This is a genomic window from Streptomyces sp. NPDC054847 (genome assembly GCF_053610925.1).
Genome location: NZ_JBSGZJ010000211.1, coordinates 1 through 11818 on the forward strand (window position 1 = coordinate 1; position 11818 = coordinate 11818).

An 11818-nucleotide genomic window follows, 5' to 3' on the forward strand; every position below is an offset into this window, starting at 1 on the left:
CATGCTCAGCTCGGCCGCCGCGCGCCCGGGCAGCACGGCCGAGCGGAGCAGCCGCCGGGCGTCCTCGACGCGATGGCGCACCAGGACCCCCGGATTGCGGCCGGGTTCCGTGTCGATCCCTACCACGGGCTGGCCCGACAGGTACTTGGCGGTGTTGGCCACCAGTCCGTCCTGTCCCACCACGACCACCACGTCCTCGGGTGCGAACAGGAACCGGTCGAGGTCGCCGCGCTCCACCCTGGTCTGCCGCCACTGGAGCGGAACGGCGGCCGCCACCGCCGCCAGCGCCTGTTGTGCCCGATGGTGCCGCCGGGCCACGTCGCGGATGCTCCGGCCCCGCGACGCGAGGAAGAAGTCGGCCTGGCCATGGGTCCCGTGCCGCGCGAGCAACTCCTCGTACTCGGTGGTCCGGTGCACCAGGACGGCCCGCGGGGCCAGACTCACGAGCCGCCTCCGCCGCCGGCCCCGCCCTGCTGCTGCTGTCCGCCGAGCCGGGCGAGCAGGCCGGTGAGAACGTCGGGGGACAGGGTGACGCTGTCGATCCGCGGCAGGTTCTCGGCGAGCCGGGTGACCGCCAGGGCGTGCAGGGTGGCGGGATCCACGTCGCCGTGCACCCGCAGCCAGGCCGCCTGGGCCCCGGCCCGCGCCGCGCCGACCGCCTCCGCGGCCTCGGCCTCCGCCCGGGCGAGGCGCACCTTCCGCTTCGCCTCCGCCTCCGCCCGCACCGCGTCGGCCGCCGCGCTCTCCTCGGCCTGGCGTCGTGCGTTGGTGCCGTTCTGCTCGACCAACTGCTCCTCGCGACGGGCCAGTTCGATCTTGCTGGCGAGTTCGTTCTCCGCGATGGCGCGCTCACGCTCCACGGCGACCGCCCGGCGTTCGTACGTCGCGCGGTCCGCCTCCTGCTGGATCTGCTCGCGTGCCGGGGTCCGCAGGGCGCGCTCGACCTCCGGCTCCGGCCGGATCGCCACGACCCGCACGGCCACCACCTCGATACCCGTCGCAGGCAGCCGGGGCTCGGCGGCCAGCCCCTCCGTGATGCGCCCGCGTACGGACGCGACTCCGTCGGCGAGCGCCGACGACAGCGGGGTGCGCGCGAGAACGTCGAGCGCGTGCTGCTGCGCGGTCTCCGTGAGCAGGGTGGCGATCTGCTCCAGCGGTGCGGCGCGCCACGCCCCGGTGTCCGGGTCGATGGAGAAGTCCAGACGGGCGGCGGCCGTCGACGGCTCGTTGATCCGGTACGTCACGGTGGCCTGCACCGAGACGTCCTGGAAGTCGGCGGTGCGGGCGTGGAACGACACGGCCAGCTCCCGGTCGTCGACCGGCACTTCGGAGAGCGCGGCGGTGAGCGCGCGGAACCAGAAGCTCAGGCCCGTGCCGTCGTGGGCGAGGTGTCCGCGCCTGTGGTGGCGGACGTGGGCGGTGGGTGCGGCGCGCAAGTGGCGCCAGCCGAGACGTGCGGTGATGTCGGCCATGACAGGACCCCCCTCTTTTCGTCCCTGTGACGATATGCCCTCCCGGGATTATCGTCAATACGACGAAAGGCGGTGGTCGTGGTCGTCCTGAGAGGGGAGCGCGGACTCCTGACGGCACGCCAGGCGCTACGCTGATCCGCGATGTTCACCGAACACGGCCCCACGCTGCGCGAACTCGCCGTCCAGGCGCTCTCCTCCATCGAGCACGGCTACGACCTGCTCGCCCCCAAGTTCGACCGCACGCCGTTCCGCACCTCGGACCGCCTGCTGGACGCCGTGGCCGGCGCCCTGCGCCCGCTCGGCCCCTTCGCAGCGGGCCTCGACATCTGCTGCGGGACCGGTGCGGGCGTGGAGGTGCTCCGCCAGGTGTGCCGGGAGCGGGCCGTGGGCGTCGATTTCAGCGCGGGCATGCTCGCCGCCGCGGTCTCCCGGTCCGCCCCGGCCGTGCACCACCTCCCGGCCGCGTCCGCCGCGTCCGCCGGGGATGCCGACCAGCCGGGCGTCGGCCGGGACGGGCCGGCCGTCTCCTGGGTACGGGCCGACGCGCGGGCGCTGCCGTTCGCGCCCGCCTTCGATCTGGCCGTCAGCTTCGGCGCGTTCGGTCACTTCCTGCCCAGGGAGCGCCCGCTGCTGTTCGCCCAGGCGCATGCCGCGCTCCGCCCCGGAGGCTGCTTCGCCTTTCCGGTCATGGCGCCGCCCGGGCCCGACTCGCTGCTCTACTGGACCCTGCTCGGATTCGACGCCGCGATGCGGATCCGCAACGCTCTCTGGCGGCCGCGGTTCGTCATGTACTACCGCACCTTCCCGCTCTCCGCCGTGCTCGGGGACCTCGGCCGCGCCGGATTCACCGTGGAACTCCTCCCGTTGACGGGGCTGGGCCGGCTCCCGGACGGCAGCCCCCGTGCCCGTCTCGTCGTCGCCCGCAAACCGCGGGACGTCTGACCTGGCGGAAGGCTCCATCGGCCCGCGCTCTCCGATTCACCTTTCCCGGCCCTCCGGGCGCCCGGGCTCTCGCCGGAACCGCTGGGTGAGCGCCTGATGCCGCCGCCGCATCCAGTGCGCAATCGCTGCTGCTGAACGAGATCGAAGCCACGACATCTTGACGCCGCGTCGCTCACCCCCGACATTGGGAGCGCTCCCACACCCCGCGTGCGCTCCCGTGTCCCAGCCCACCGCGCACCCTTCCTACTCCCCAAGAGGACCTTGGCGTGTCTCATCATCAGCCCCGATCCCCCCATCCGACCCGTACGGCCCGTACGCCCCGCCGCCCCGGCGGGCGCAGACGCTTAGCGCTGAACGTCGCCGCCCTCGCCGGCCTGCTCGCCGGGGCCATGGTCGTCGCTCCCGCCACCGCCGCAGAGCCGGGCGACGAAGGACCCGAACTCATCGTCAACGGCGACTTCGCCGGCGGCACCGCACCGTGGTGGTGGACGGAGAACAGCCCCGGAACCGTCGTGGACGGGCGCCTGTGCGCCGATGTCCCCGCCGGCACGGCCAATCCGTGGGACGCCATCATCGGACAGAACGGGCTCGCCCTCGCCGCCGGAGAGGGATACACGCTCAGCTACTCGGCGACGTCGACGGTGCCGGTCACCATCCGTACCAATGTGCAGATGAGTGTCGATCCCTGGAGCACGGAGCTCGCCGCGACACAGCAGGTGGGGGAGAACGCCGAACGCGTCAGCCACACCTTCACGGCGGCGGCCGACCACGATGCCGCACAGCTTGTCTTCCAAGTCGGCGGCAGTGACAAGGCGTTCACCTTCTGCATCGACGACGTGTCCCTGCGCGGCGGCACCGCACCGCCGCCGTACGAGCCGGACACCGGCTCGCCCGTCCGCGTCAACCAGGTCGGCTACCTCACGAGCGGCCCCAAGAGCGGCACCTTCGTCACCGAGGCCACCGAGCCGCTGACATGGACGGTCAACGCCGCCGACGGGACACGGCGCGCCAGTGGCACCACCACCCCGGCCGGTGTGGACCCCACCTCGCGCCGACACGTCCACACCTTCGACTTCAGCACGGTGACCACCGCCGGAGACGGCTACACCGTCACGGTCGGGGAGGAGAAGAGCGAGCCGTTCGCGATCGGTGACGACCTCTACGACTCGCTGCGCACCGACGCGCTCGCGTACTTCTACCACAACCGCAGCGGCATCGAGATCGACGCGGACATCGTCGGCGAGGAGTACGCTCGCCCCGCCGGGCACGTCGGCGTGAGCCCCAACCAGGGCGACAACGACGTGCCCTGCCAGCCGGGTGTGTGCGACTACCGCCTGGACGCGGAGGGCGGCTGGTACGACGCCGGTGACCACGGCAAGTACGTCGTCAACGGCGGCATCTCCGTGGCCCAGCTGATGTCCACCTTCGAGCGGACGCTGACCGAGGAGCACGCCGACGCCGCCCCGCTCGGGGACGGCAAGCTGCGGCTGCCGGAGCACGGCAACGCCACTCCCGACATCCTCGACGAGGCCCGCTGGGAGATGGACTTCCTGATGCGGATGATGGTGCCGGCGGGCGAGCCGCTGGCCGGGATGGCGCACCACAAGCTCCACGACAAGGCATGGACCGGCCTGCCGACCCGCCCCGACCAGGACCCGCAGCCCCGCGAGCTGCATCCGCCGACCACCGCGGCGACCCTCAACGTGGCCGCCACCGCCGCGCAGTGCGCCCGCCTCTTCGCGCCGTACGACGCCGGCTTCGCTGCCAGGTGCCGTACGGCGGCGGTCACCGCGTGGAACGCGGCCAAGGCCCACCCGGACATCCTGGCCGACCCCGACGACGGCACGGGCGGCGGCGCGTACCCCGACAACGACGTGCGGGACGAGTTCTACTGGGCGGCGGCCGAGCTGTTCCTCACCACCGGGCAGGACGCCTACCGCCAGGAGGTGCTGCGCTCACCACTGCACGGCGACACCGACATGGTCTTCCCGCGCGGCGGCATGTCGTGGGGCTCGGTCGCGGGCCTGGGAGCGCTGGACCTGGCGACCGTGCCGAGCAAGCTGACGGCCGATCAGCTCCAGTCGGTGCGGTCCATGGTGACGCGGGCGGCCGACGGGTACGCGGCCGACTCCGCCGAGGCCGCGTACGGCCTGCCCTACGCACCTTCCGACGGCCACTACGTGTGGGGCTCGAACAGCCAGGTCGCCAACAACATGGTGGTCCTGGGCACGGCCCACGACCTGACCGGCAAGGTCGTGTACCGCGACGGCGTGCTGCGCGGGCTGGACTACCTGCTCGGGCGCAATCCGCTCAACCAGTCGTACGTCACCGGGTACGGCGAGCGGGACTCGCGCAACCAGCACCACCGCTTCTGGGCCGACCAGCTCGACCCGTCCCTGCCGAACCCGGCACCCGGTTCGCTGGCCGGCGGCCCCAACGACGCCATCCAGGACCCGGTCGCGCAGAGCAAGCTGAAGGGCTGCGCGCCCGCGATGTGCTACATCGACCACATCGAGTCGTGGTCGACGAACGAGATCACCGTCAACTGGAACGCCCCCCTCGTCTGGGTGGCTTCCTACGTGGACGACCTCGGCGGCGGCGACCGCGAGCCGGCCTGCGAGGTCACCTACACCTCGACCCGCTGGGACGGCGGCTTCACCACCCAGGTCGTGGTGAAGAACACCGGCACCCGGACGGTCAGCCCCTGGCAGCTGTCGTGGACGTACTCCGACACGCAGCGCGTGACCGACCCGTGGGGCGCCACCGTTTCCCAGACCGGCCCGGACGTCGTGGCCAAGTCGCTGAGCTGGAACTCCAGCCTGGCTCCCGGTGGAACCGTCCGGTTCGGCTTCAACGGCAGGTCGAGCGGACAGGTGAACGACCCACGCGTCTTCAAGCTGGACGGCCGGCCCTGCGGGGTGACGCCGGCCAGGTAGGGCCGCGGTCATAGGGAAGCGTTGCCCGCGGGCTGCGGCAGGTCCTCCCCGACGACGGGCCGGCCGGAGCAGCCGCGCTGCGCAGCCTTCCAGCGCCTGGCCGCACGGGTGCTGCGCACAAGGTGGTTCAGCACCGGATTCCTGCCCCCGGCCGGCTCCGCCACGTCCCGGCCCACCTGCCCGTCGATGGTGCGGGTGGGTCGGCGGGGAGCCGTACCTCCGGCCTGAGGGGCGCCCGACCCGCGGGGCCGGCCGAGACGCTTCGGCCGGCCCGGCCCGGCGGAGACGTCAGGCGACCGTGTGCACCAGCTGCGAGGTCAGCTCGTAGCGGGCGCCGACGACCGCGAGCTTCCCGGTGGCGATCCTCGCCGCCAGGTCGGGCTCCTGGGCGAGGAGGCGCGTGACCATCCCGACGTTGCGGGTGATCGTGGAGTCGACGCGTGCCGCGCCCTGCTGGGAGTGGTCTATGGCCGGCCGTATCCGGTCGGCGATGTACTGGATGTGAGCGGGGAGTTCCTCCCCGGTCTCCTCCGCGTGCACCGCCGCGGTCACCGCGCCGCAGGACTGGTGGCCGAGCACCACGACCAGGGGGATGTCCAGCTCCAGGACCCCGTACGCGACGCTGCCGAGGACCGCCTCGTCGAGCACCTCGCCGGCGGACCGCACGGTCATCAGGTCGCCGAGGCCCTGGTCGAAGACCAGTTCCGGCGGCACCCGCGAGTCGATGCAGCCGAGGACCACGGCGAAGGGTGCCTGACCGGATATCAGCTCCTCGCGCACGGCAGCGGTCTCGTGCGGGTGCTGCTGCCGGAAGGTCCGCCAGCGGCGGTTGCCGGCCGACAGTTCGCGCAGGGCCCGCGCGGGAGTGTCCGGCCGTGGTCGGCGGGCCGTTGCCGGTCCGGGGGACGCCGAGGCCGGCGTGCCTCCCACTACGAGGGCGCCGGAGGCCAGGGCCCCGCCCGCGACGGCGGCGCGCAGCAGGGTACGACGGCTTCCGCCGACGGATGAGTTCGTTCCCGGTGTCTGCTTCACGAAGCGAACGTAGATCCATCGGCGGCCGGCCCGTTCGTTCATGTGTTTTCTTTGCGCACGCTTGATCAATCCATGCCCTGAGGGGCGGTGACAGGGTGTCAGGCCGGTGACTTCACCGACATCAGCAGATGCTGATGGAAGTGCTGTCCCGCATCGTCGGCCGGCTGCGTGCCGGCGTCCGACGCACCGCTGAGCAGAGCCCGCTGACCGGGCCCCAGCAGGCGGAACCGCACGCTGTCCGTGTCGAACGACGACAAGGCGTCCGCGAGGTACGACGGGTTGAACGCCACGGTCATCTCCGGGGCGCCGTCCAGGGCGGCGGGCAGTTGCTGGGAGGCGACATCGTCCTCGTAGCCGGCGTGGAGACGGACCGAGTCCGCGGAGAACGACAACTGCAGCGGGCTGTCGCCCTCCGCGACCACCGACACCCGCTTCACCGCCTCGAGCAGCGGCGCCCTGGCCGTGAGCGCCACGGCGCCGTCCGGCAGGGCGAAGAGCTTGTCGTGCCCCGGCAGCCGGCCGTCGAGGAGCCGGGTGGTGAGCCGCATCCCCGCGTTGTCGAAGCCGATCGTGCCGCCGTCCAGCGCCATACGGACCGTGCCCGACCGGTCCAGCGACCGGGCGATGTCGGAGAGCCGCCGCGCAGGCACCACGACATCCGCGGACGCTTGCGGCGACAGGGGCTTCCAGCCGAGCGTGCGCACCGCGTACCGGTACCTGTCCGTCGCGGCGAGCGTCATCGTCTCCCCGTCCACGCTCAGACGGATGCCGGTCAGCACGGGCAGCGAATCGTCGCGCCCGGCAGCCACCGCCACATGCGCCACGGCGGCGGCGAACACCGCCGCGTCCACCGCACCGCGGAATTCGGGCAGCGCCGGCAGAGAGGGACGCTCCTCGCACGGCAGCAACGACATGCCGAAGCGGGCGCCGGAGCCGCTCACCGCGAAACGTCCGCCGTCGACCGCGCACCGTACCGTCCCGCCCGGCAGGACCCGGCAGATGTCCAGCAGTCTGCGGCCCGTGACCAGCACCTGTCCCGGCTGCTCGACGTCGGCCTCGACCTCGATCCGGGCCGAGGCCTCATGGTCCAGCCCCGAGATCCGCAGCAGACCGCCGGCGCGTGCCTCGAGCAGCAACCCGCCCAGCACGGGCACGGGGGACCGCGCCGGCAGCACCCGCGCCGCCCACGCGACCGCGTCCGTCAGTGCCTCGCGCTCCATCCGGAAGTCCATACCAGCCCTCTTTCCTCGGTGCTGGGGACCGTATCGGCAGCCACTGACAACTCCCGGTCGCGAAGCTGGCAAGATCGTCGGTCCGACGGGGAAACGGAGCAACGGCATGAACGACGCGGACGAGCACCGCACCGCGGGGCGCCGGGCCTTCGCACAGCGGCTCGGCATCCGGCTGCCGTCCAGAGGCAGTTGGGGTACGGACCACCGCGGCCACTCGCGTTTCCGCCGGGGACGCGTCCTCGCCGCCCTAGCCGTGCTCGTCGCCTGCCTGGTCGCCTTCCACCGCGCCGTGCCCAACGCCGTCGGCAGGATCGGCAGCCTCCTGGAGACGTTTCTCCCGTGGCTGGGTCTCGCCGTCCCCCTGCTGCTGATCGCGGCTCTGCTGCGCCGTTCCGTCACCGCGCTCGTCGCCCTGCTGCTGCCCGTCGCCGCCTGGTCGTTCCTCTTCGCGCCCCTCCTGCCGCCCTCGTCGGGGGAACAGGCCGGCCTCGTGGCGGTGCAGCACAACGTCAGCGACGTGAACACCGACCCGGCAGGCACAGCACGGGCCCTCCTGCGCGTACGCCCGGACCTCGTCGCCCTCGAGGAGGTGACGCCCGCCGCGCTGCCCGCTTACGAGAAGGAGCTGGCGCGGCACCTGCCGTACCACGCGGTCGTGGGGACCGTCGGCCTGTGGTCGGCGCATCCTCTGGAGGACGTACGGCCGGTGGATATCAAGCCCCGCGGCTTCGGACCGGGATGGAACCGCGCGCTGCGCGCCACGGCCGTGACCCCGCAGGGTCCCGTCGCCGTCCACGTCGCCCATCTGCCCTCGGTGCGCCTGGGACCGCGGCACGGCTTCAGTTCGGCGTCGCGCGACGAGAGCGCCCGGCTGCTCGGTGCCGCGCTCGCCGCGGAGCGGGAGGCCAGTGTGATCCTGCTGGGCGACCTCAACGGCACGGTCGACGACCGTGGTCTCGATCCGGTCCTGGCACAAGTGGCGGTGACGGGCCCGGGCTTCGCGTTCAGCTGGCCGGCGTCCTTCCCCGTCGCCAGGATCGACCAGATCCTGGCCCGGTCGGCGGCGGTGACCCGCGTCCGTTCGCTGCCCGCCACCGGCAGCGACCACCTGCCGATCGCTGCCACGATCACCCTGTGACCGCCCCGCCCGGCTGCCGGGCGCTCCCCACGAGACCGCTGCCAGTCGGCCGCCGCCACGGTGACTGCCCGGGCGGCCTGCCGCCCGTAACCGCTGCCCGCCCGCACGCCCGCCCCCCACGGTGAACGCCCGCGCCGCCCCGCCCGTACTCCACGGCAGCCGTCGAGCCCGAGGAGGTCAGCAGCCGATGACCGGACGTCGCCGTACCCCTGTTGCCGTCACCGTCGCACTGACCGGCGCCGTACCACTGCTGCTCGCCGCCGGCGGACCCGCCCTGGCCCACGGGACACCGACCGACCCGGTCAGCAGAGCCGCCGTCTGCGGACTCGACGGAGCGCAGCGCGCGTCGGGCGCGTGCCGGGCCGCCGTCGCCGCCAACGGGGGAGCCGCGCTCGGTGCCTGGGACGATCTGCGGCTGCCCGGCGTCGACGGCAGGGACCAGGAGGCCGTACCCGACGGGCAGTTGTGCAGCGCCGGCCTCGACGCCTACCGCGGTCTGGACACCGCGCGTACCGACTGGCCCGCCACACCGCTGAAGGCGGGTGGCACGTTCACCCTCACCTACCGCTCCAGCATCCCGCACGAGGGAACCTTCGAGCTGTACCTGACCCGGCAGGGATACGATCCGTCCACGCCGCTGCGGTGGGCCGATCTCGGCACCCGCCCGTTCGCGACGGCCACCGACCCCGCGCTCACGGACGGCGCGTACCGGATCAGCGGACGTCTGCCCGCGGAGCTCACGGGACGGCATGTGCTCTACACGGTATGGCGGAACACGGACACCCCCGACACGTACTACTCGTGCTCGGACGTGATCCTCACACCCGGGGACGACGGTCGGGCCGCGGCGCAGCCCGGAACCCCGCCCGCGCAACAGCCTTACGACCCGGCCGGCCGGACCTCCGGCCCCGCGACGCCCGGACCGCCCGCCGAGTCCGCCCCGTCCCAGGCGCCCGGTGGACCGGCCCCTCATGAATCGCCGGGCGGCGCTCCTTCTCCCGCACCACCGTCCTCCGACCAGGCCGCACCGGCGCCCGCGGGCAGCGCCTCCGGCGACCGTCCCATGGTCCTGTTCGGCGCCGCAGCCGCCGCCCTCGCCCTGGTCTCCGTCTGCGGATCGGTGGTCCTGCGGCGCCGGAACCGACTCTGACAAACCGTCACCGAGCGGCCGCGAAACCGTCTGCCCGGCGAAGGCACGCCCGCCGACAGCCCAATTCCGGGTGCCGAACGGACACCGGAGCCATCATGAAAGCAACCCCAGCGGCCCGCCGGCCCTCTTCCCTCCATGCAACGGGCCCACCGGGAAGCGCAGCCCGCCCGCACCACAGCTGCATGGAGTGACATGACAACGGTCCACACTTCGGTCGTCGTGCCGTGCTTCAACGAGGACGACGTGCTCGACCTGTTCCATCAGGAACTCGTCGCGGCACTCGAGCCGACCGGCACGGAATTCGAGATCTGCTACGTCGACGACGGCAGCGGCGACGGGACCGGAGCGCGCCTCAAGCAGCTCGCCGCAGCGGACCCACGCGTCCGCTACACCTCCTTCAGCCGCAACTTCGGCAAGGAGTCCGCGATGCTCGCCGGACTGCGCATGTCCCGCGGGGAGGCCGTCGTACTCATGGACGCCGACCTTCAGCACCCGCCCCACCTCCTGCCCCGCATGCTGGAACTGCACCGCCACGGCTACGACCAGGTCGTCGCCCGCCGCGACCGCACCGGCGAAGGCACCCTGCGGACGGTCCTCAGCCAGGGCTACTACCGGCTCGTCCGCCGCTTCATGGACGTCGAAGTCCTCGACGGCGCAGGGGACTTCCGGCTGCTGTCCCGCAGGGCCGTCGAGGCCGTGCTGAGCATGCCCGAGTCCAACCGCTTCTCCAAGGGACTCTTCTCCTGGATCGGCTTCGACACCGTCGGCTTCGCCTACACCAATGTGCAGCGGGCCGCCGGAAGCTCCAAGTGGGGCGGCCGGCGGCTGCTCAACTACGGCATCGACGGTCTGCTGTCCTTCAACACCCGACCGCTGCGTCTGGCGATCCACACCGGGCTGTGGCTCTTCCTGTCCGCGCTCGCCTACACGGTGTGGATCATCCTCAACGTCGTCCTGGACGGCGTCGACACCCCCGGCTACGCGACCCTGATCGCGGCCATAGTGGGACTCGGCGGAATCCAGCTCGCCACCCTCGGGGTCATCGGGGAGTACGTGGGCCGCATCTACCACGAGACCAAGCGCCGGCCCCACTACGTGGTCCGGGAGACCGAAGAGACCGGCGCCACGCAGCCCGGGGCGCCTGTCAGGGAAGCCGCTCTGAGTAAGTGACCTTGTCCAGTCGGTAGTAGTCGGCGACGCACTGCGCGGGCCACACCTTGCGCCCCTGCCGGCCGAACGGCTCCAGCATCCTCGCCACCGGCGTGGGCGTGTACGGGAGTTCGCTCGCGCCCCGTGCCGCTCCCTCGCGCAGATACCGGTCCTGGCGGTCCCAACGCTCCGCCCGCACCTGCATGTCGCGGCCCAGATCGACCAACGGGCCCACCAGGCTCAGCACCGTGGCCGCGCACACGGCGGCCACGGCCGCGACGGTCACCGCGGACCGCCGGCCGCGTACGTACGGCCGCAGCGAGCGCCCCAGGAAGGCCCCGGCCACGACGAGGAGCCCCACGAGGAGCAGCAGGTAGTCGTTCCACGTCCGTTCGGTGGTCACCACCCGTTCCCCGAAGACCGGATAGGTGATGACGGTGCACAGCCAGCCCGCGACCAGGAACGCCGCCGCGCCGAGCCCCACCAGCAGCAGCGGCCGCGGCAGCAGCACCGGGGCCCGGCCGGGCCGGCCCCGCGCCACCAGCCCCAGCAGCATTCCGGCGGCCACCGCGCCCAGATACTGCCAGGTGCCGAGGACCCTCCCGAGGATCTCCGCGTAGCCGTGCAGCGAACCCAGCAGCGAGTCGGCGGACAGCATCGACGCGCTCTCGGCGCCGTAGCGGTCACGGCGGTTGCGGGAGCCGGGGGAGAAGAACAGCAGCAGGGTCCCGACCACGACACCGGCCGCGCCCGCCACCGACCAGATC

General features: G+C 72.7%; 9 protein-coding genes and 1 pseudogene. 5 read left to right on the top strand and 5 right to left on the bottom strand.

The window, feature by feature from the left end; translation table 11 throughout:
• Both ACWGH4_RS20790 and ACWGH4_RS20795 read right to left on the bottom strand, forming a co-directional pair.
• A pseudogene (locus tag ACWGH4_RS20790) lies at positions 1-444 on the bottom strand (hypothetical protein); the annotation flags it as partial.
• Complete coding sequence (locus ACWGH4_RS20795) at positions 441-1472, bottom strand: SPFH domain-containing protein (RefSeq protein WP_453462913.1); 1032 nt, start codon at positions 1470-1472, stop codon at positions 441-443. The pseudogene ACWGH4_RS20790 and the gene ACWGH4_RS20795, both read right to left, overlap by 4 nt.
• Before the next feature lie 141 nt (positions 1473-1613).
• Between ACWGH4_RS20795 and ACWGH4_RS20800 the strand changes: the two genes are divergently transcribed.
• Positions 1614-2414, top strand: coding sequence for a class I SAM-dependent methyltransferase (locus ACWGH4_RS20800; RefSeq protein ID WP_453462916.1), 801 nt, complete (start codon positions 1614-1616; stop codon positions 2412-2414).
• A gap of 389 nt (positions 2415-2803) precedes the next feature.
• Positions 2804-5350: a glycoside hydrolase family 9 protein gene (locus ACWGH4_RS20805; RefSeq protein ID WP_453462935.1), complete on the top strand. Its 2547-nt coding sequence runs from the start codon at positions 2804-2806 to the stop codon at positions 5348-5350.
• A 288-nt stretch (positions 5351-5638) separates the two neighbouring features.
• Here the strand turns inward: ACWGH4_RS20805 and ACWGH4_RS20810 are convergent, their stop codons facing one another.
• Both ACWGH4_RS20810 and dnaN read right to left on the bottom strand, forming a co-directional pair.
• Positions 5639-6382, bottom strand: a complete 744-nt coding sequence (locus tag ACWGH4_RS20810; RefSeq protein WP_441262480.1) for a carbonic anhydrase — start codon at positions 6380-6382, stop codon at positions 5639-5641.
• 98 nt (positions 6383-6480) lie between these two features.
• A complete protein-coding gene (gene dnaN, locus ACWGH4_RS20815; RefSeq protein ID WP_453462920.1) occupies positions 6481-7614 on the bottom strand; it encodes a DNA polymerase III subunit beta in 1134 nt (377 codons plus the stop codon).
• Positions 7615-7720: 106 nt separating this feature from the next.
• Here dnaN and ACWGH4_RS20820 point away from each other — a divergent pair, with 106 nt between their 5' ends.
• From ACWGH4_RS20820 to ACWGH4_RS20830, 3 genes are all read left to right on the top strand, one after another.
• Complete coding sequence (locus tag ACWGH4_RS20820) at positions 7721-8752, top strand: endonuclease/exonuclease/phosphatase family protein (RefSeq protein WP_453462923.1); 1032 nt, start codon at positions 7721-7723, stop codon at positions 8750-8752.
• 187 nt (positions 8753-8939) lie between these two features.
• Positions 8940-9902, top strand: coding sequence for a lytic polysaccharide monooxygenase auxiliary activity family 9 protein (locus ACWGH4_RS20825; RefSeq protein ID WP_453462926.1), 963 nt, complete (start codon positions 8940-8942; stop codon positions 9900-9902).
• Between the two features lie 192 nt (positions 9903-10094).
• Positions 10095-11072 (top strand): glycosyltransferase family 2 protein, encoded by a 978-nt coding sequence (locus tag ACWGH4_RS20830; RefSeq protein WP_453462928.1) that lies wholly within the window; start codon positions 10095-10097, stop codon positions 11070-11072.
• On the opposite strand, the gene ACWGH4_RS20835 is transcribed toward ACWGH4_RS20830, so the two are convergent.
• Positions 11047-11818, bottom strand: a 772-nt coding sequence (locus tag ACWGH4_RS20835) for a DUF6056 family protein (RefSeq protein ID WP_453462931.1), incomplete at its 5' end; no start/stop codon positions are given. The two genes, ACWGH4_RS20830 and ACWGH4_RS20835, sit on opposite strands and share 26 nt — an antisense overlap.

Coding starts and splice junctions, on each gene's coding strand:
- ACWGH4_RS20795 (WP_453462913.1), bottom strand. CDS start 1,472: ATGGCCGACATCACCGCACGTCTCGGCTGGCGCCACTTGCGCGCCGCA.
- ACWGH4_RS20800 (WP_453462916.1), top strand. CDS start 1,614: ATGTTCACCGAACACGGCCCCACGCTGCGCGAACTCGCCGTCCAGGCG.
- ACWGH4_RS20805 (WP_453462935.1), top strand. CDS start 2,804: ATGGTCGTCGCTCCCGCCACCGCCGCAGAGCCGGGCGACGAAGGACCC.
- dnaN (WP_453462920.1), bottom strand. CDS start 7,614: ATGGACTTCCGGATGGAGCGCGAGGCACTGACGGACGCGGTCGCGTGG.
- ACWGH4_RS20820 (WP_453462923.1), top strand. CDS start 7,721: ATGAACGACGCGGACGAGCACCGCACCGCGGGGCGCCGGGCCTTCGCA.
- ACWGH4_RS20825 (WP_453462926.1), top strand. CDS start 8,940: ATGACCGGACGTCGCCGTACCCCTGTTGCCGTCACCGTCGCACTGACC.
- ACWGH4_RS20830 (WP_453462928.1), top strand. CDS start 10,095: ATGACAACGGTCCACACTTCGGTCGTCGTGCCGTGCTTCAACGAGGAC.